The 20,357-nt window shown below is 62.4% G+C and carries 11 protein-coding genes; 4 read left to right on the forward strand and 7 right to left on the reverse strand.

The genetic code is table 11. From position 1 onward, the window contains the following. Positions 1-3 precede the first annotated feature (3 nt). From REH34_RS29140 to REH34_RS29160, 5 genes are all read right to left on the reverse strand, one after another. Positions 4-930 carry a sugar ABC transporter permease gene (locus REH34_RS29140; RefSeq protein ID WP_311970168.1) on the reverse strand — a complete coding sequence of 309 codons (927 nt, stop codon included), beginning with the start codon at positions 928-930 and terminating at the stop codon, positions 4-6. Between the two features lie 185 nt (positions 931-1,115). Beyond that, positions 1,116-2,441: a sugar ABC transporter substrate-binding protein gene (locus REH34_RS29145; protein ID WP_311970169.1), complete on the reverse strand. Its 1,326-nt coding sequence runs from the start codon at positions 2,439-2,441 to the stop codon at positions 1,116-1,118. A gap of 167 nt (positions 2,442-2,608) precedes the next feature. Next, a complete protein-coding gene (locus REH34_RS29150) occupies positions 2,609-3,514 on the reverse strand; it encodes an AraC family transcriptional regulator (RefSeq protein ID WP_226502538.1) in 906 nt (301 codons plus the stop codon). A 50-nt stretch (positions 3,515-3,564) separates the two neighbouring features. After that, the gene (locus REH34_RS29155) at positions 3,565-4,491 is read right to left on the reverse strand and encodes a MurR/RpiR family transcriptional regulator (protein ID WP_311970170.1); all 927 of its coding nucleotides are present in this window, start codon (positions 4,489-4,491) and stop codon (positions 3,565-3,567) included. 92 nt (positions 4,492-4,583) lie between these two features. Continuing rightward, positions 4,584-5,858: a glycosyltransferase gene (locus REH34_RS29160; RefSeq protein ID WP_311970171.1), complete on the reverse strand. Its 1,275-nt coding sequence runs from the start codon at positions 5,856-5,858 to the stop codon at positions 4,584-4,586. A gap of 287 nt (positions 5,859-6,145) precedes the next feature. Here REH34_RS29160 and REH34_RS29165 point away from each other — a divergent pair, with 287 nt between their 5' ends. Genes REH34_RS29165 through REH34_RS29175 form a run of 3 tightly spaced genes read left to right on the forward strand, consistent with a single transcriptional unit; the run spans position 6,146 to position 10,592 of the window. Then, positions 6,146-7,867, forward strand: coding sequence for a type I secretion system permease/ATPase (locus REH34_RS29165; protein ID WP_311970172.1), 1,722 nt, complete (start codon positions 6,146-6,148; stop codon positions 7,865-7,867). Beyond that, the gene (locus REH34_RS29170) at positions 7,860-9,236 is read left to right on the forward strand and encodes an HlyD family type I secretion periplasmic adaptor subunit (protein WP_311970173.1); all 1,377 of its coding nucleotides are present in this window, start codon (positions 7,860-7,862) and stop codon (positions 9,234-9,236) included. The genes REH34_RS29165 and REH34_RS29170 overlap by 8 nt, the downstream gene beginning before the upstream one ends. A 3-nt stretch (positions 9,237-9,239) precedes the next feature. Beyond that, positions 9,240-10,592 carry a TolC family outer membrane protein gene (locus REH34_RS29175; RefSeq protein ID WP_311970174.1) on the forward strand — a complete coding sequence of 451 codons (1,353 nt, stop codon included), beginning with the start codon at positions 9,240-9,242 and terminating at the stop codon, positions 10,590-10,592. Positions 10,593-10,714: 122 nt separating this feature from the next. Here the strand turns inward: REH34_RS29175 and REH34_RS29180 are convergent, their stop codons facing one another. Next, positions 10,715-16,318 (reverse strand): M10 family metallopeptidase C-terminal domain-containing protein, encoded by a 5,604-nt coding sequence (locus REH34_RS29180; RefSeq protein ID WP_409373202.1) that lies wholly within the window; start codon positions 16,316-16,318, stop codon positions 10,715-10,717. A gap of 239 nt (positions 16,319-16,557) precedes the next feature. Then, complete coding sequence (locus tag REH34_RS29195) at positions 16,558-17,538, reverse strand: hypothetical protein (RefSeq protein WP_311970175.1); 981 nt, start codon at positions 17,536-17,538, stop codon at positions 16,558-16,560. A 287-nt stretch (positions 17,539-17,825) separates the two neighbouring features. Here REH34_RS29195 and REH34_RS29200 point away from each other — a divergent pair, with 287 nt between their 5' ends. Beyond that, a complete protein-coding gene (locus REH34_RS29200; protein WP_311970176.1) occupies positions 17,826-20,249 on the forward strand; it encodes a membrane-bound PQQ-dependent dehydrogenase, glucose/quinate/shikimate family in 2,424 nt (807 codons plus the stop codon). Positions 20,250-20,357 lie beyond the last annotated feature (108 nt).

The raw sequence follows: 20,357 nt of genomic DNA on the forward strand, positions 1-20,357 counted from the left end.
TCCTCAAGTCTTGTCGGTCAGGTTTTTGCCGATCATGCGCACCAGCACAATCGCTGCGATGTTGGCGATCACCACCGCGATCAACCCGCCCGCCGAAGCCATGCCGACGTCGAACTGCACCAGCGCCTGGTTGTAGATCAGGTACGCCAGGTTGGTCGAGGCAAAACCGGGGCCGCCGTTGGTGGTGGTGAAGATTTCGGCGAACACCGACAGTAGAAAGATCGTCTCGATCATCACCACCACGGCGATGGGCCGTGCCAGATGGGGCAGGGTCAGGTGCCAGAAGATCGCGATCGGCCCGGCACCGTCCAGCCGCGCAGCTTCTTTCTGCTCCTGGTCCAGCGACTGCATGGCGGTCATCAAAATCAGGATGGCGAACGGCAGCCACTGCCAGCTGACGATGATGATGATTGACAGCAGCGGGTAGTTGGCCAGCCAGTCGATGGGCTGCAAGCCGACGGCCTTGAACAGCGCGGCGAGGATACCGGAGACCGGGTGGAAGATCAGGTTCTTGAACACCAGCGCGCCCACCGTGGGCATGATGAAGAACGGCGAAATCAACAACACCCGCACGATGCCGCGGCCGACGAAGTCACTGGCTTCGAGCAGCGCCGAGATCAGTACGCCGAACACCACGCTGATTAGCAGCACACTGCCCACCAGCACCAAGGTGTTCCAGGCCCCCGGCAAAAAGCCGGAATCGGTGATGAAAAATTCAAAGTTTTCCAGCCCCGCGAACTGGTTTTCGCCGGGGTTGAGCAGGTTGTAGCGGATCAGCGAGAAGTAGACGGTCATGCCCAGCGGCACGATCATCCACAGCAGCAACAGCACGACCGATGGGCTGACCAGGAACCAGCCGGGGTTGATCAAGCGGCGCTTGGCAGCGTCCTTGGGGACGTGCAGCTGCGCCTTGGCGGTGTGAGTGTTCATTGTTTTGGTACCTTCCAGGATCGAGCGTTGGCTTCAAGGGCCTCCTCGCGGGCAAGCCTTGCACCGACAGGTGTACGACTCAAAGTCTGTACACATTGCGGGAGCAATCTCTCACGGTGCACGACTCAGGACTGCGTGCACCTGTAGGAGCAAAGCTTGCTCGAAAGCGGTATCGACGGCAGCGCCTACTTCGGATACCCGGCACGCTTCATGTCGCGCTCGGTGCTGGTCTGCGCGGCCGCCAAGGCTTGGTCAGCCGTGGTCTGGCCGGTCAGCGCCGCCGAGAACAACTTGCCTACCGAAGTGCCGATGCCCTGGAACTCGGGGATCGTCACCAACTGAATGCCGATATAAGGCACCGGGTCCACGGACGGTTTACTCGGATCAGCCACCTTCAACGACTCCAGAGTGATGTTGGCGAACGGGGCCGCCTTCATGTAGGCATCGGTGTAGGTCGACTTACGCGTCCCAGGCGGCACGTTGGCAGCGCCGTCGGTCTTGGCCACCAACTCGGCGTATTCCTTGGACGTCGCCCAGGCGGCGAAGGCCTTGGCGGCGGGTTTCTCTTTCGAGCTGGTGGGGATGCCCAGCGACCAGGAATACAACCATGCCGAGCCTTTGTCGGTCACCTGATGCGGGGCATAAGTGAAGGCGACGCTGTCGGCGACCTTGCTCTGAGTCTTGTCGATGACGAACGAGCCGGCCACGCTGGCGTCGACCCAGATCGCGCACTTGCCACTGTTGAACAGCGCCAGATTCTCGTTGAAACCGTTGCTCGAAGCCCCGGGCGGGCCGGATTTCTTCATGGTGTCGACATAGAAGTTCAGCGCTTTTTTCCACGGCTCGGTGTTGAATTGCGGCTGCCACTTCTCATCGAACCAGCGCCCGCCGTAACTGTTGGCCATGGTGGTGATGAGCGCGATGTTCTCGCCCCAGCCGGCTTTGCCGCGCAGGCAGATACCGTATTGTTCCTTGCTCGGATCGTTGAGCTTGCTGGCGAAATCGGCGATCTGCTCCCAGGTCGGGCGCTCCGGCATGGTCAGCCCGGCTGCCTTGAACAGATCGGTACGGTAGTAGGTCATGGAGCTTTCGGCATAGAACGGCAGGGCGTACAGGGTGCCCTTGACGGACAGGCCCTCGCGCACCGAGGGGAACACGTCGTCCAGATCGTAGGTGGCGGGCAGATCGGTCATGGGCTCGAGCCAGCCCTTGGCGCCCCAGAGTGCAGCTTCGTACATGCCGATGGTCAACACGTCGAATTGACCGCCCTGGGTGGCGATATCAGTCGTCAGGCGTTGACGCAGGACGTTTTCTTCAAGCACCACCCAGTTGAGCTTGATGTCCGGGTGCTGTTGTTCGAAGGTCTTGGACAGGCGCTGCATGCGGATCATGTCGCTGTTGTTGACCGTGGCGATGGTCAAGGTATCGGCGGCAGAGGCGCTGAGGCTGAACGCACTGGCGGTCAGGCCCAGGCAGGCAATGGCAAGCAGCGTTTTTGCGGGAGTGTGCATCGTGCGTCTCCTCATCGGTACCCAAAGGGCCCGATTCAGTGGTTTTTGTTTTTGTTGTCCTGCGCAATGGCAAGCATCTGCCGCTGATTACAGCCCCGAATGGAGCGTTTGGCAACGCCGTAGCTGCACGCTGACTGATACTTTCTTGCACTCGGGTCGGACCGTGCTCAGCCGCGGGTTCGCTCACTCAAACGCTGCACCGCCAGCCGGCGATAATGGGAGGGAGTCATGCCCTTGAGTTGCTGGAAGCGCCGATTGAAGTTGGAGATATTGTTGAAGCCCGACTCGAAGCACACTTGCGTCACGGGCCGGTCACCGTCGGCCAGCAACTCGCAGGACTTGCTGATCCGCAAGCGATTGACGAACTCGACGAACGAACGGCCGGTGGCTTGCTTGAATACGCGAGAAAAGTACGTCGGCTTCATGCCCAGGTGCTCGGCCACCTCTTCAAGGGACAACTCGCGCCCGTAGTGGGCGAAGATATAATCCACGGCGCGGTTGGTGCGATCGATGCTGCTTTCGTCGGCCAGTTGCAGCGAGGTCGTGGCCGACAGCAGCTGGTATTGCTCACAGCTTGCCAACAGCTCCATGAGAATGAAGAAATGCCCCAGGCGCCTGATCCCCTGGCTATCGGCGATGGCCTGCATCAACTCGGCGGCCTGCAGGATGACCTTGGGATCGCGAAACTCGATGCCGTATCGCGAGCGTTCGAGTAGCGGGGTCAATTGCTTGAGCTCGGCAAACACCTGATAGCCGCTCTCCAGCAGATCATCGGTGAAGTTCACCAGCATGTCGCGTTTATCCACCACTTCATCGGGGGCGATCTGGCTGATCCAGTTGTGCGGCAGGTTGGGGCCGGTGAGGAACAGGCTGTAGGGCGTGAAGTTGCCGATATAGTCACCGACGAAGACCTTGCCGGCGCTGGCGACGATCAGGTGCAGCTCGTATTCCTTGTGAAAATGCCAGCGTACCAGCGGGCAGGGGAAGCCATGCTGGCGATAGATGATGGACAACCCTTCATGGTCGTCCATCAGCTCGTAGGACGGATCGGTGACGCGAGTGGTTCTGGACATGGGTGTTGGCCGGATTGTTATTGTTGTGAGCTTTTTAGCAGGGGTACACGTCACTTCTGGGCATAGCCACCTTCAGCCATGGAGCCTTGCGCTGACGGGTCTTCGCCATGCATATAGATCTGTGCTTCGCTCGCCTGGTACAGGGCCTGCTCGATCATGGGCTGATGACGCAATTGAATGGCGGCGACCAGGGCTTCAATCAGACTCAGCAAGGCGATCTTGCTGTTGCGTAATACCGGATGAGTCGGTGGAGCATACAAGACGTGGTCCGCCAGCACCGCCAGAGGCGAGATCGGTGCATCGGTCAGGGCCAGTATGCGCGCGCCCTTGCTTCTGGCATAACGCGTCAGATGCACGGTTTCGCGGGTATAAGGGGGAAGCGACAGTGCCAGCAGCACGTCATCGGCAGTGATGGGCGCGATGCGATGGGCGGTGATGTCGACGCCGCCATCGTTGCTGACGACCGAGACGTCTTTACCAAAGGGGATCAGAAAAGCCTCCAGCAAACCCGCCATGTGAAAGCTGTTGCCAAAGCCGATGATATACAGCCGTCTGGCGCCCTCCAGTGCCTGAACCACAGCATCGAAAGACGACTGCGGATTGCTGTCCATAAGGGTGTTGAGATTGTGCTTGGCCTGCTGGACCTGCTGGCCGAGACTGAAGTGGCCGCTGGCAAGGTCCAGCGCCTCCGGTATTTGAACGGCCGGCGCGACCCACCCCCTCAGGTTGATCAGAAGCGCTTGGCGCAGACCGATGAACCCATCGAAACCCATCGCCTTGGCGAAGCGGTGGACGGCGGCGGTAGAGGCGCCGGTGCTGGCGCCCAATTCATGGATGTTCATGGTCGCCGCTTGCAGCGGTTCGCGTAGAACGTAATCGGCGACCTTGCGCAACGCGGGCTTCAAGGTGGGCAGCAAGTCGATGAACTGCATCATCAACGGGCTTTCGTAAAGGGTGTTTCCTGAAGGGTTGTGCATGGTTTTTGCCCTCATCCTGACGGCATTGGAGTTGCAGGTAAGTCGACAGCAGGAAGCTACCTGATAAAAAATGTCTTGCGCTTTAAAAGTTATCAGTCTAGTCGGTTTTTCGCTTCTATCCATTGCGCCATGTATTGAGTGCTTTTGTGGTGATGATGGCGTAACAACGTACCGGTGAAGTTGCCCAAGCGATGCGCGCCGAGTTGACCGCGCAGTGCTTGCAAGCGAGCGATCAGGGCCTCTTGATGGGGTTTGGCGGCGTAGCGCTCGGCGAGCAAGCGCACGCCTTGTGCCTGAGCCAGCAGCCAGCGTTGAGGATCTTGATACAGTGCCACAGCGGCAGCGGCCAGACCCTGAGCATCATTGGCTACGGCACCGGGCCATGGCAGCGCGCCCTGCATGCCCTCGCTGCCCATCACCGTGGTGACGCTGGGCGTGCCGCACAGCATGGCGTCTGCCAGCTTGCCCTTGATACCGGCGCCAAAGCGCAAAGGGGCGAGCGCTACACGTGCCTGGCGCATCACCACCAAGGCATCCTCGGCCCGGTCGAGTACCAGAAACCCCTGTTTGGGGCTGTGCAACGCAGTGGCTTTGGGCGGCGTGTATGCCCCGTAGATATGCAGTTGCGCTTGCGGCAGGCGCGCGCGGATCAACGGCCACACGGCGGTTTTCATCCACTGCACGGCATCCCAGTTGGGGGCGTGGCGGAAGTTGCCGATGCTCAAGAAGTGCTGGCGCTCGGCGAAACCCGGCAGCGGCGAGTCCGGGGCCTGGAGCATCAGCGGGCACCACAGCAGCAGGTTGGCCGGCACGCCGAACACCTGCGTCAGCAGCTCTATTTCCACATCGGAGATCATCAGGCTGAGGTCGCAACGATAGATCGCGGCGATCTCGCGCAGGGTCATGTCGGCTTCGGCCATATGGGCATAGAGCGCCTGGCCCTGAGGTGCGAACAGTGCCGTGCAGTCATCCGGCTCGGGGGCGTCCTTGAGGTGTTGCTTGAGCATGCGCTGGCGAGCGTCGCGCAGGCTGGCGAAGTCACTGGTCTCGAGCACGCGCAGGGCAGTGGGGCAATGGCGCTCGACGCGCCAGCCGAACTGCTCTTCCATCATGAAACGATCGAACAGCACGATGTCAGGCTGCAGGCCTTCGATAAAGCGGTCGAAGCTGCTGTCGTTCAGGGTGATCGCGCATCGTTGTATGCCCAGCGCAGCCAGGTCCGCCGTATGTTCACCGGCCGCGGCCGGGCTGCTGAACGTCACCTCCCAGCCTTGCCCGACAAACGCCTCAAGGATTTGCATCATATGCCCGCCGGCTGCGGAGGAAGTGGGTTCAGGCCACACATAGCCGATGACCAGCACGCGCATGTTTCAAGCTCACGAGTGAAAAAGGGCCGCCATTAAAGCACAGGGCCTTCGCCACTGGACCGAGCGAAGAAGACAGAATATTGACGTTTATATCGTTATTGATACCTGCGGGCACTAACTTGCGGAAATGCGGTCAGTACTTTGCGAACGATAACCCCTGGTGCTTGAACTGTAGCGAGGGGGCTTGCCCCCGATATGTCGTGTCAGACAAACATCAGTTGACTGACACGCCGTCGCAGGCAAGCCCCCTCGTCGCAGGGTGGCGCCGATACTTGCGGTCAGACCCTATGCGCCTGCTACTCGACCCCCATCACGACATCGATGCCGCGTTGCTCAGCTACCGCCGGGTGTTCTGGTCATTGGCGCTGTTCAGTGGGGTGATCAACCTGCTGGTACTGGTGCCCTCGCTGTACATGATGCAGGTCTACGACCGCGTGCTGACCAGCCGCAACGAGACCACGCTGTTCATGCTTACCCTGATCGCGTTGGGACTGTTCATGTTCAGCGCGTTGATCGAATGGATCCGCGGCCAGGTGATGATTCGCATGAGTGCGGGCCTGGACGATGCCCTGGGCGAGCGGATTTTCGACGCCGCCTTTGCGCGCAGCCTGCGCGAACACAACGCCAACCCGGCGCAGGTGCTCAGCGACTTGACCACCTTGCGTCAGTTGATCACCGGTCAGGGCCTCATCGCCTTGCTCGATGCGCCCTGGCTGCCCATATTTCTGATCGTTGCGTTCATCTTTCATCCCTGGTTCGGCGTGCTGACGCTGATCCTGGCGTTGGTGCTCATCGGCCTCGCCCTGTGGGGCGAGCTGGCGACCCGGGTGCGTCTGGGCGAGGCAAATCGCCTGGGCGTACAGTCGGCAATCTACGTCAACAGCACCTTGCAGAATGCCGAAGTGATTCAGGCGCTGGGCATGCTTGGGCCGTTGCGCCAGCGCTGGAGCCTGTTGCAGCAGGGCATCATCGCCGCGCAGGCGCATGCCAGCGACCGCAGTGCGCGGATCACCTCGACCACGCGCTTCGTGCGTATTTCCGGGCAGTCCCTGGCACTGGGGCTGGGTGCGTTGCTGGTGCTTGAAGGCCAGCTGTCGGCCGGCATGATGATTGCCATGTCGCTGCTGCTGGGGCGGGCGCTGGCGCCGGTGGAAATCGCCATCGGCTCGTGGAAACAGTTCAATGCCGGGCGCCAAAGCTACCAGCGCCTGAGCCACTTGCTCACCCAGCATCCTCGCGACCGCCTGCGCATGCCGCTGCCGCCACCCAGTGGCGCTGTGCGCCTTGAGCAACTCTATGTAGGCCCGCCGGGCTCGCCGCAGCCGACGCTGCGGGGCATCAACTTGAGCCTGGCCAAAGGCGAGGTGCTGGCAGTGATCGGCGCCAGTGCCAGTGGCAAGTCGACCCTGGCCCGAGCATTGGTCGGGGTATGGCCGCCGCTGGGCGGTTCAGTGCGGCTGGACGAGGCCGAAATCAGCCAGTGGTCCCATGATGCCCTCGGGCCGCACCTGGGCTATCTGCCCCAGGACATCGAGCTGTTCGACGGCACCGTGGCGGATAACATCGCCCGCTTCGGCGAGCAGGATGCCGACAAGATCATCACCGCCAGCCGCCACGCTGGCATCCATGAAATGATCCTGCGTTTCCCCAAGGGCTACGACACGCCATTGGGTCCTGGCGGGCTGGGCTTGTCAGGTGGACAAAAGCAGCGCATCGGCCTGGCGCGGGCACTGTATGGCAACCCCACCTTGATTGTGCTCGACGAGCCCAATTCCAACCTCGATGAGGCGGGCGAGCTCGCGCTGGTCCAGGCCATCGGCGCCTTGAAAGCGCTTGGCAGCACCGTGGTGCTGATCACTCACCGGCCCAGTGTGCTGGCTGTGGTCGATCAGATCCTGCTGCTCAAGGACGGCACGCAACAAGCCTTCGGCCCCCGCGATCGGGTGCTCAAGGCGCTGATGCCGGCACCGAAACCGACGGTCGTCAGGGAGGCTGGCAAAGATGCGTGATTTGACTCCGGGGGCCCGGTCTTATAGCGAGCAGCCCCATGGCTTGAGTGTCCGCAGCAACGGCACGTTACCCAGTGCCAGCACCGATGCGGGCGCTGCGGCCCGTTACGGCGTGGGATTTCTGGTGCTGGCCCTGGGCGGATTTTTGCTCTGGGCCTGCCTGGCGCCACTTGACCAAGGCGTGGTGGGCAGCGGCACCGTGGTGGTCGCAGGCGAGCGCAAGGCCGTGCAGTCGCTGGTGGGCGGGGTAGTGGAAAAGTTGCTGGTCAATGACGGCGACCGCGTTACGCAGGGGCAGTTGCTGGTGCAGCTCAACACCGTGCAGGCACAATCGCAGCTCGACGTGACCTTGGGCAAGCTGCTCAACGACCGCAGCATCGAGGCGCGGTTGATCGCCGAACGACTTGGCAAAACCAGCATCGAGTGGCCTGCCGAGCTGCTGGACCATGCCGACGAGCCACGGGTCAAGGCGGCCATGGCCCTGCAGACGCAGCTCTTCCAGACTCGCCGCACCGAGCTGGCCAGCCGCGTACAGATCATCGAGCACGAATCCGCGTCGCTGGAACAGCAGCTGCGCGGCTATGAAGGGGTCAAGCGCAACTACGACACCCAGATGCAGTTCCAGCAACAGGAGCTCGAAGGCCTGCGCGATCTTGCCCGTGAGGGCTACGTGCCGCGCAACAAGTTGTTCGAGGCCGAGCGTAACGCCGCGCAACTGGCCGGGCAGATCGCCTCGGGCATAGGGGACGTGGGCAAGACCCGCCAGGCCATCAACGAGAGCCGCCTCAAGGCCCTGCAGACCCAGCAGGAGTTTCGCCGCGACGCCGAAACCCAGCTCAGCGAAGTCTCGGCCGAGGCTTCAGGTTTTGCCGATCAGATTCGCGCGCTGCAATTCGAGGTCGACAACGGTGCTATCCGCGCCCCGGTGGGCGGTCAGGTCATGGACCTGAGTATCCACACCGTTGGCGGCGTCGCCCAGGCCGGGCAAAGCCTGATGCAGGTGGTGCCGCTGGACGCGCCCATGGCCATTACCGCGCGCTTCGAACCGCTGATGGCCAACAAGCTGCGCCCGGGGTTGCCGGTGCACGTGCACTTCACGGCATTGCAGCGGGTCGACACGCCGACGGTCACCGGCATCGTCACCACGGTGTCGGCCGACCAGCTGCTCAACGAACAGACCCACCAACCGTATTTTTCCGCTCGGGTCGACATCCCGGCCGACACTGTCGCCTCGCTGCAGGCCGCCGGCTTGCTGGTGCGCCCCGGCATGCTCGCCGACGTCACCGTGGTCACCGGCGAACGTACTTTGATGAACTACCTGATGAAACCCTTGCGCGAACGTTTGCTCGCAGCCTTCAAGGAGGAATGAGCCATGACCGAGCGTAAGCACCGCGCCCACAAGGCGCTCTGGCCGCTTTGCCTGTTGACCACCTGGGCGGCGATCAGCCCGGCCTGGGCCGCAGAACCGCTGAGCCTCACCGCGGCATACGACGCCTCGCGGGTCAATGACCCGACCCAGCAGTCGGCCAACCACGCCTATGAAGCTTCGCAGCACGAAGAGGCTATCGGCCGCGGCGGGCTGTACCCGCAAGTGTCGCTGAGTTCGCGCTACGGGCGTGGCGGGCGCACTGACGGCGGTGAGGACAACACCTACGTCAACAGCAACGACTACCAGGCCAATAACGTCACCCTGGCCGTGCAGCAACCGCTGTACGACAAGGCCCGCTGGGCCGCGTTTCAGGAAGGCAAGGCGCGCGGCCAGCTGGGCGTGCAGCAGTTCGATGTAGCCGGGCAAGGCCTCTATGACCGGGTTGCCAAGAGCTATTTCGATGTGGCTCGCGCCGAGAACGAGATCAAGCTGATCGCCCAGCAGAAAACCGCCATCAGCGGCCTCGTGACCCAGAGCAAAAGGCTCTACGAGTTGGGGCAGGGCGCGGTCACCGACATCGACGAGGCCCAGGCGCGCTTTGATCTGGTCGAGGCCCAGGAGGCCGAAGCCCAGGCCAAGCGGGTTGCCGCGCTACGGGCCTTGTCGGGGCGCGCCAGCGTGGCCATCGACGATATCCAGCCAATGCACGAAGAGCTCGCCAGCAGTAGCCCGATCCCCACCGAGCAGGACTTGTCCTACTGGACGGCGATCGCCCGCGACGCCAGCCCGGAGCTGGCCGCGCGGCTGTCGGCGGTCAAGGTGGCCGAGGCCCAGGCCGACTCCCAGCGTGCCGGGCACTACCCGACGCTATCGTTGACCGCTCAGACCACCCACCGCGAAACCCAGCAGTACAACGACCTCGACCCGCGTCAGGACACTTACTACGTGGGCGTGCAACTGGATATTCCGCTGTACCGGGGCGGCACTGTGCGGGCTTCGGTGGCCAAGGCCGAGGCGCAGCTGGCCGGCGCGCAGTCGGACTACGACGTGCAGCGCCAGCAACTGGCCGAGGATATCGAAACCGATTACCTGGGCGTAGTCGCGGGCTTTACCAAGAGCAAGGCGATGTTGCGCGCGGTGGAATCCAACCAGCGCGCGCTGACGTCGACCGAGAAGGGGTTCCAGGGTGGTGTGCGCTCGACGGTGGATATTCTCGATGCCCAGCAGCGGCTGTTTCAGGCCCGTCGCGATCTGCTCAACACCAAGCTGGACATGCTGCAGAGCTATGTGAGCCTGCACACCCACACCGGGCAGATGAATCGTGCCGTGCTGGCGCAGGTGCAGGGGTTGTTTTGAACCGCTTCGACGCGATCCAAATATAGCGAGGGGGCTTGCCCCCGATACGCCCTTGCTTGATCACCGCATCGGATCAGCAGAGGCCTATCGGGGGCAAGCCCCCTCGCTACAAGGTACTACCCTCAGGCGGTGAAGTCCGAAGCGTGCAACTCCTTGACCCCCACCAGCTGAATCTCGAACTCCGGCGTCGCATCGGCATTCACACTGCCATACAGAATTCCGTCGGCGAAGCGCAACTGCCCGGTGGCGTTGCTGGCGTCGAAGGCATTGCTGCCGATGAAGCTGAACGCATCGATAGCCGAGGTCTGCGGGTTGGCATCCAGCCCGGTGAAGTCCAGATGATCACCTTCAGCGGTTTTGAAGCCGTTGATGACATCACGCAATGCCCCGACGCCCATATCCGCCACCGCCCCGAACACATAGGTATCGGCGCCAGTGCCGCCGGTCAGGGTATCGGTGCCCGCGCCGCCGATCAGACGGTCATCCCCGGCGCCCCCCACCAGTGTGTCGTTGCCCGCGCCGCCATCCAGGGTATTTGCACCGCTGTTGCCGGTCAGGGTGTCGGCGTAGCTGCTACCGCTGAGGTTCTCCATGTTCTTCAGAGTATCGAGCCCGGAGCCGCCGGTGTTCTGTTGCGCCGAGGTCGAGAGGGTGACCGCCACCCCCGCCGCCGCATTGGCGTACGACACGGTGTCGATCCCCGCGCGGCCGTCCAGCACGTTGTTACCGGCACCGGCGAACAGCGTGTTGTCCAGCGCATTGCCGGTGCCATTGGCGGCGTCCGGTGAATCGATGTACAGGTTCTCGACGTTGCTGGTCAGGGTGTAGGCCGCCAGGCTGCTGTGGACGCTGTCGATGCCAGCGCTGCTGTTTTCGATGACGTTGTCGTCGGCGTTGTCGACATAGTAGGTATCGTTGCCATCGCCGCCGCTCAGGCTGTCCGCACCTGCGCCGCCATCGAGTACGTTGTTGCCGGAGTTCCCGGTAATGAAATTGCGCAACTCGTTGCCGGTACCGTCGATGTCCGAGACACCGGTCAGTACCAGGTTCTCCAGGTTGGCGCCCAGGGTCCAACTGACCGAGGCCTGCACCGCATCTACCTGCGAGGGGGCGGCGTTGGTTTCAATCACTGTGTCGAACGCATTGTCGACGATGTAGATATCGTTGCCGTCGCCACCGGTCATGGTGTCGGCGCCAAGGTCGCCATTGATGGTGTCGTTGCCGGCGGTGCCGACCAGGGTGTCGTCCTGATCGGTGCCGAAAATCATCCCGCCGGCATTCTGGGCGCCATCGAAGATCGCCTGCACGCTGTTGTTGTCGTCCGGGTTGCCCTGGTAGCCCAGGTCATCGGCGATGTAGTCCGCCAGGCGTTGGCCGACGATCTCCGCCGACTCTTCATGCAAGTGCCAGACATCGTCGGGGTACACCAGCGGATCCACCTCGTAACGCAGCGGCAGGTCGGTGTAGTCCACGGCCAGCTTCACATCGGCGCGCTCGGCGGCGATAGCTTCCTGGGTTTCGCGCACGATACCGACGCCTTCGACGATGCCGGCGATCTTGTCTTCGGAATAGCCACGGGCGCGAGCGGCATCCTGCTCGTAGTGCCCGGTCTCCATCATGTACACGTTGAAGTTGCCGAGCTGCGCGTGCAGATAGTCGAACACCGCCAGAGTGGCGGCCTTGTAGGCTGCTGCCGCGGCGACTTTATCGGTGGATCGGGCGATTTCCTGGGCGGCTTCCTCGCCCTGGCCCCAGATGATGCCCATGGTCACGTTATCGATGGCGTTGAGCTGGCCGAGCTGGTCCTTCAGCAGTGCGACCGCGCGCAACAGCGCCGGGCCTGGCTGGTTGGTGTCGGTCAGCCACCAGGACAGCCTGAGCTCCTCCGGGGTGCCGGTCGACAGGCCGTTGACCGTGCTGCCCCCTACCGCGATATCGATACCATTGCCGTCGGCATCGGTGAATTGGCTGCGCACATCATAGGGGGTGTACTTGGTCAGGTCGTTGACCAGCATCGAGGTACCGGACTGATCATCGTCTTCGGTCATGCGCAGCAGACGCGCGTTGGATTGCCCCAGCGTCGGCAGGTAGAGGATGTCCTGCTGGGCGCGTTCGGCAAAGACGAAGTCGGCGCTGGTGAGGGTATCGAGGTAATTGCCGGCGAGGGCGATCTCGAACCGATTGCCGTCGGCGTCCGCCACGCTGGACTTGATGTAGGTCTTGTCGCCCGCTTCATTGAGGCTCATGACCAGGGTGTTATGGTCGCCGTCGCCCAGGCCGAGGAAACCCAGCGCCGAGACATCGATCTTGTCGCTGCCCACCGTGAAGTCGTAGATGGTATCCGTGGCCGTGACGCCGCCGGCGTCATAGTCGCGGTAGCTGTCCGACAGGTTGCTGAAGCGGAAGGTGTCGGCGCCATCGCCCCCGTACAGGGCGTCACGGCCAGCGCCGCCGTCGATGATGTCCATGCCGGCGCCGGCCTTGATGGTGTCGTCGCCACCCAGGCCGAGGATCAAATCGGCGCCGGCGGTACCGGTGAGGGTTTCGCCGGCGCTGGTGCCGGTAATGGTATTGGCCGGGGCATCGGCGACCGTCAGGGCGAAGTTGTCACTGACCGACGCACCCGATGGGTCGGTGGCTTTGACCAATACGTTATAGGCGCCCGACGCGGTGTCGGTGGGAGTGCCCGTGAACGTCAGCTTGCTGGCATCGAAGGTCAACCAGGTGGGCAGGGGGCTGCCATCGACCAGGGACGCGGTGTAGGTGAGCAGGTCCTGATTGCCGTCGGCGAAGCTGTTGCTGGTAACGGTATAGGTGAACGGGGTGCTTTCAGTGGCGTTCTGGTCCAGCAGCGGGATCACCACCACTGGCGCGACATTGCCGGTTTGCTCCTGATCGGCGAACACGAAATGACTGGCGGTCAGGCTGCTGACCAGGTTGCCGTTCAGGGAAAGCTCGAAGCGGTTGCCACTGGCGTCAGGGATCAGGTCCTTGAGGTAGGTGCGGTTGGTGGTGGCGTTGTAGCTGATTTGCAGCGTGCCGTTCTTGCCGTCGCCCAAGCCTATGTAGCCCAGGGCCGAGAGGTCGATCTTGTCGGCGCTTGGATCGAAATCAAGTATCTGATCGCTGTTGCTGGTGGTCGCGGTGCGGTAGCTGTCCAGCCTGGAGGTGTAGCGGAAGACGTCTGCGCCCGCACCGCCGGTGAGCTTGTCGGCCCCGGCGCCGCCGATGAGGATATCGTTGCCGGCCCCGCCGTTGATGACGTCGTTACCCGCGCCGCCAATCAGCTGCTCGTTGGCCGCAGTACCAGTCAGGGTGTCGTTGCCAGGGGTGCCGTTGATCACGCTCGGCGGCGCAGGCACATCCTGCACGGCGAGGGTGAAGCTGTCACTGACCTTGGCGTTGCTGGCATCCGTGGCGTTGACCAGCACCGAATAGGTGCCCGAGGCGGTGTCGCTCGGGGTGCCGCTGAAGGTGCGGGTGGCAGCGTCGAACTTCAGCCAGTCGGGCAGGGCGCTGCCGTCGGCCAGGGTGGCGCTGTAGGCCAGGCTGTCGTTGTCCGGATCGGTGAAGCTGGTGGCCGGCACCACGAAGGTGAACGGGGTGTTTTCCGTCGCGTTCTGGTCGAGCAGCGGCGAAGCCACTACCGGCGCATGGTTGACCGTCGGTGTGGTGGCGAAGACGAAGTTGGCCGCAGTCAGCGTATTCAGAAAGTTGCCGTCCAGAGCCACTTCAAAGCGGTTTCCGGCAGCGTCGGCGGCCAGCGACTTGATGTAGGTCTTGGTGCCGGCGCTGTTGAGCACCAGGTACACGGTATTGTTCTTGCCGTCGCCAAGGCCGGTGAAGCCCAGTGCCGAGAGGTCGATCTTGTCGGCGCTGGCGTTGAAATCGGTGATCAGGTCGCCCAGGTTCGCACCGCCGGTATTGTAGTTGCGATAGCTGTCCAGGCGGCTGGAGAACACGAAGGTGTCCGCCCCGGCGCCGCCAGTGAGCGTATCGGCGCCAGCGCCGCCATCGAGGCGGTCATCACCAGCGCCGCCGCTGAGGCTGTCGTTGCCCGCGAGGCCGAGCAGCGTGTCGGGGCCATCGGTGCCTTGCAGCGAGTCATTGCCTGTGGTGCCGGTGACCACTCGATTGAAGATGAAGTTGCTGGCGGTCAAGGTGCTGGCCAGGTTGCCAGACAGCACCAGCTCGAAGCGGTTGCCACTGGCATCGGCGTCGTAGTCCTTGATGTAGGTGCGGTCGGTGCTGGCGTTGTAACTGACTTGCAAGGTGCCGCCGCGGCCGTTGCCCAGACCGGTGAAACCCAGGCCGGCGAGATCGATCTTGTCCTGGCTGACGTTGAAGTCGGTGATGGTGTCGTCGAAGCTGCTGGTGGCCGTGCGGTAGCTGTCGGTCGGGCTGGAGAAGCGGAAGGTATCGGCGCCCGCACCGCCTGTGAGTTTATCGACACCGGCGCCGCCGACGAGGATGTCGTCGCCGGCGCCGCCGCTGATGGTGTCCTTGCCAGCGCCGCCGTAGAAGATCTCGTTGGCGTTGCTGCCCAGCAAGGTGTCGTTGCCATCGGTGCCTTGCACGGTGATCACCGGTATCGTCGCGCTCACATAGCTGCCATCGCCATACACCAGGGTGTCGCCCTTGCTGGTGTGGCTGATGGTGTTGCCGACGATTGCGTTGCGGTCAGTACCGTCCTCGTTGCGCTCGGCGACGCCGTAGGTCGACAGATCGCTGCCACTGATGGTGTTGCCTTCGATGGTGTTGTCGCTGCCGTTGTAGTACTTGCCCGAGACGCCCTGAGTGTCGTCATAGGACTGGATGATTACCTCTGGCACACCCGCGCCCAGCGCGTTGTTGGTGAGGGTGTTATCGCTGACGGTGACGTTGTTGCTGCCGTACAGGCGCACCCCGGCGCCGTTGTTGTCGTGGATGTCGACGCCGCTGACGGTGACGTTGTCGGATAGCTTGATCAGCACGCCCTCGGCACCGTTGTCGTACATCTCCCCACCGGTGATGGTGATATTGGTGGGCGAAGGAATGTTTTCACTGCCGCGCTGCACGACGATACCGCCACCGCCGTTGCCATAGGCGACGTTATCGGTGAGGGTGAAGTCGTGGGTGCTGGTGACGATGTTGAAACCATGGCGGTCGTTGTCGTAGGCAACGTTGTTCTCGTAGACGCTGTCGCTAAGAAAGTCAGCGACGAAGCCGTCCAAGCCATTGCCGTGAGATACGCTGTTCTTGATCACCATGTTGACGGTCTGTTCATGGGGATCGAAGCCGTAGCCGGAGCAGTCCTTGATCTCGACGCCATCGAGAGTGACATTGGAGTCGTAGCCGATCTTGCCGGGGATATAACCGTTGAACCAGCCGTCGACCTTGGCCGTGGTGTTGTCCCGGTTACCGTCCAGGGTCAGGTTGCTGAGGCCGAAATCGTGGGTCTCCTCGCCATAGGCAGACCGCACGATGCCGGTGATCTCTTTGTCGGAGCCATCTGCCACTTTGATGGTGGTCTCGCCCATGCCGTCGCCGGACATGTACACATTGCTCTTGAGCATCAAGCAGCCGTCAGAAGGTTCCTCGCCACCCGATACGATATAAGTGCCGGTTGGCACGTACACTTGGCCGCCGCCGGCGGCCGAGGCCGCGTCGATCGCCTTTTGGATGGCTGCGGTATCGTCAGTGATGCCGTCGCCTTTGGCGCCAAAGTCTTGTACGTTGAAAATCATGCACTTATCTCCTTATCAGGCCAGAAAACGCTGACTGCCAATAAACCATCGGCAGGCACCGCTGTTATGACAGGACGGAAGAGAAAAGTTACGACCGAATATCGGGGAATTGTCAAAAAACCGAACAAAGTGATCAGCGGTTCACGTTTGTAAAGAATTAATGACAGTTAATTGACTTTGCATTCGGCGTGGCGGTAGGCGAATTGAGATTTTTCGCGCGTTGCGACTGGCTCGTATCCTTACTGCCCCAGCAGCGCTGCCCGACCTTCAGCCGACGGAAATACACACGTCACCTCATGAGCGCAGCCAGGAACGATTGCCAGCGGCCGCGGTTTATTGGGCTTGAGCTGCTCCCGTTCATAGGTCTGATAGGCCTGCCCGCGCTGCAGGCGATAAGGGCCTTGGGCCATGGCTGCGCAGCTCTTGTCCAGGATCGGATAGAAGGTGCCCTTGGCGTTGCTGCTGTCCAGCTCGCCTTCGAGGTAGCGGATATCGGCCGTCGCATAGCGCTCACGGGCCTGTTCCGGGGTCTTCTTCAGCCAGGCCGGCAGCCCGTCGAGGCCGTATTTCCACTGGTTGAAGTCCGCGCAGCCGGTGGTCGCCGAGGCCCGCCAGGTATCGAAATACAGCCAGGTGCCGGGGTCGGCCACCACATAGCGCAGAGTGACCCCGGTCGGCGCCGGCGCGGCGAAGGCGATCGCATGCTGGACCATCTGCGCCCCCGCCGAAAACCCGGCGACGGTGATGGTCTTTACGCTGGGAAATCGCTCGTGGACCTGGGCCACCACTGCGTCCAGTGCATTGAAGGCGCTTACCCCTGGTGCGTTGTTGGCCGGTTCGCCGGCAATCCACGAGCCGCATGTCCACAACAGATCGCCCGGTTCGGCCAGTGGCTCACCGGCGCTGACGCAGCGGTCGGAGTGGCGCTCGTCGACCTGAAACAACGGCGCCACTACCAGAGTATCGGTACCCTTGACCGCCGTCGCGGTGGCCTGAAAGGTGCGCAGTGCATCCCGTGGATGGCCGTGAATGGCGATCACTGCAGCGGTCGGGACCTTGCCGGCCGATTGCGCGTCGTCCGACTCGTAGTAGTGCAGCACGCCTTGGCCCTTGACGGGTTCGACACTGCGCAGCTCAGGGGCAGATGCCGAGGCACTGGCAGCAATGGGGGTCAACTGGCCCAGTATGAGGGCGGCAGTGCACAGCGATACTCGATTCAAGGACTGCCCTCGTAAATGCCTCGCAGAGGCGAATGACGCGCAACGTATGAGTAAAGCAGAAAGCCTGAGAGGGTGATGCTAGAGCATGCGGCTGAGCGTAACGGTGAAAGAAAGTTCAAACTTTAATTACCTGCTGAGGCGATTAGTTAGCTTGCTTGCTATTTGCTCGGTCATATATTGTTACATCTGTGGCCAAATGCCGCACCCCGATGCCCATACTCCCGGGCCGGCACTTCGCCAGGCCTGCGGGCGCTTTCGCGCTATTTTTCCTCCGGAGGCCTTTCGACGTGTCTGACCCATCTACTGCTTCATCAACCCCGCGGACCCGCAGGGCACCGCGCATCACCGGTGCACTGGTGGGTCTTGCCGGCCTGCTGCTGGCTGCGGGCGGGCTTTACCTGCTGGTGCTGGGCGGGACGCCTTATTACCTGCTGGCCGGCGCGGGTACGCTGATCACTGGCATCGGTCTGATCAAGGGCCGCAGCTGGTCGCTGCTGTTGTATGCACTGGTGCTATTGGGCACCGTCGCATGGGCGCTCTACGAAGTTGGCCTGCGTGGCTGGGAGTTGGAGCCAAGGCTGTTGATTCCGACGTGCCTGGGGATCTATCTGCTGCTGCCGTGGGTCGCACGGCGCCTGGGTGCATCTGCCAGCGGTTATGGCCGTGCGCACTTGCCACTGGCGGTCGCGGTGGTTATCGCCGTCGGCACAGGTGCCGCGTCCCTGACCCAATCTCCAGGTGTTCAAGGCGAGCTGGCTTTGCCGGCCAATGTCAGCGATGGGCACGATACGTCGGTAGCCGACGCCGACTGGCAATACTACGGTCGCACCGCCAAAGGCGATCGCTTCTCGCCGCTGGACCAGATCACGCCGCAGAACATCAACCACCTCAAGGTGGCGTGGCAAGCACAGACCGGCGACACCATGAGGCCCGGTGAGGACGTGGGCGGTACCGATGCCGGTCACGAATTCAACTTTGAAGACACCCCCACCAAGGTCGGCGACACCCTTTACGTGTGCACCGGTCACAGTTGGGTCGTTGCCTTCGACGCCAAGACCGGGCAGAAAAAATGGAGCTTCAACCCCCACGCCGATACGGATGCCGATGTCTACCTGGCGTGCCGTGGGGTGGCTTATTACGAAGCGCCCAAAGGCGTCGCCACCGATTGCCCGAAACGTATCATCGCACCGGTACTCGATGCCCGGGTGATGGCCTTGAACGCCGAGACCGGCAAGCCTTGCGAAGACTTCGGCGAGCACGGCTTCGTGTCCCTGACGCAGTATCTGGGGCATGTGCAGAAGGGCTTCCATTTCGTGACGTCGCCGCCGCTGGTCCTGCATGATCGGCTGATCCTGGGCGGCTGGGTCTGGGACAACCAGGCCGAGCACGAACCTTCAGGCGCTGTGCGCGCGTTCGATCCGATCACCGGCGCCATCAGTTGGGCCTGGGACATCGGCCATACCCCGCATAACTTCAAGCCTGGCGCCACCGACGAGCTGACCCGCGGCACGCCGAACGCCTGGGGCGTCTACACCGCCGACCCAGAGCGCAATCTGGTTTACCTGCCACTGGGCAATGCGACGCCGGATTACTTCGGCGGTCACCGTCGGCCATTCGATGAACAATACAACAGCTCGGTGGTGGCCCTGGACATCACCACTGGTGAAGAACGTTGGCACTTCCAGACCACCCACCACGACCTGTGGGACATGGACCTGCCCATCGGCCCGTCGCTGGTGGATGTACCCGATCCCGCCAACCCAGGCGCGCAGATCCCGGCGTTGGTCCAGACCAACAAGCGCGGCGAGTTCTTCATGCTCGATCGCCGTGATGGTAAACCCATCGCCCAGGTCGAGGAAAAACCGGCACCCCAAGGCGCGGTCAACGGCGATTTCACCTCGCCGACCCAGCCGTATTCCACTGGCCTGCCGTCGGTGACCCCGGCGGATCTGACCGAGAACCATCTGTGGGGTGCCACGCCGTTCGACCAGATGATCTGCCGCATCCAGTTCAAGTCGTTCAACTACCGCGGGCAGTTCACGCCTCCCGGTTTGCAGACCACCATCGTCTATCCGGCCTTTGATGGCGTGATTGACTGGATGGGCGCATCCATCGATCCGAACCACAAGGTGGTGATCGCCAATGCCAACTACATCCCTTTTATCGTGCAGATGAGCCCGCGCGAAACGCATCCACAGGTGCCGGCCTGGGATGGCAAGGGTGACCAGCCGCAAAACCCATCGGCGTTTGCGCCGCAGTACGGCACGCCTTATGTGGCCAGCGTGCACCCGTGGCTCAATCCGTTGGGCGTACCTTGCAACTCCCCGCCGTGGGGCACCTTGACCGCCATCGACCTGAACACACGTAAGGTCGCGTGGCAGCATCCGCTGGGCACCACCCGTGATACCGGGCCGTTCGGCACCCACAGCAACCTGCCGTTCAACACCGGGATCTTCAACATTGGCGGCAATATCGTCACCAAAGGCGGGCTGGTATTCGTCGGTGCCACGGCCGACAACTATCTACGCGCCATCGATGAGCGCAATGGAGAGGTGATCTGGAAGGCCCGACTGCCGGCAGGTGGGCAGGCGACGCCGTTGTCCTATGCGGTGGATGGCAAGCAGTTCGTGGCCATTGCTGCGGGTGGCCACGGCGGGTTGGGGACCACGACCGGGGATTACATCGTCGCCTACGCGCTGGACGACAAATAGTCATCGGCAGGGCTACTGGCCTGTTCGCGGCCAAGCCCTGCTCACAGTGGTACGACTCGGTGAGGGTCAACGCTGTGGGGGCAGGGCTTGCTCGCGAAGAAGCCCGCG

This window comes from Pseudomonas baltica (genome assembly GCF_031880315.1).
GTDB lineage: Bacteria > Pseudomonadota > Gammaproteobacteria > Pseudomonadales > Pseudomonadaceae > Aquipseudomonas.

Coding starts and splice junctions, on each gene's coding strand:
- REH34_RS29150 (WP_226502538.1), bottom strand. CDS start 3,514: ATGTCCAGAACCACTCGCGTCACCGATCCGTCCTACGAGCTGATGGAC.
- REH34_RS29180 (WP_409373202.1), bottom strand. CDS start 16,318: ATGATTTTCAACGTACAAGACTTTGGCGCCAAAGGCGACGGCATCACT.
- REH34_RS29155 (WP_311970170.1), bottom strand. CDS start 4,491: ATGCACAACCCTTCAGGAAACACCCTTTACGAAAGCCCGTTGATGATG.
- REH34_RS29145 (WP_311970169.1), bottom strand. CDS start 2,441: ATGCACACTCCCGCAAAAACGCTGCTTGCCATTGCCTGCCTGGGCCTG.
- REH34_RS29160 (WP_311970171.1), bottom strand. CDS start 5,858: ATGCGCGTGCTGGTCATCGGCTATGTGTGGCCTGAACCCACTTCCTCC.
- REH34_RS29170 (WP_311970173.1), top strand. CDS start 7,860: ATGCGTGATTTGACTCCGGGGGCCCGGTCTTATAGCGAGCAGCCCCAT.
- REH34_RS29165 (WP_311970172.1), top strand. CDS start 6,146: ATGCGCCTGCTACTCGACCCCCATCACGACATCGATGCCGCGTTGCTC.
- REH34_RS29175 (WP_311970174.1), top strand. CDS start 9,240: ATGACCGAGCGTAAGCACCGCGCCCACAAGGCGCTCTGGCCGCTTTGC.
- REH34_RS29140 (WP_311970168.1), bottom strand. CDS start 930: ATGAACACTCACACCGCCAAGGCGCAGCTGCACGTCCCCAAGGACGCT.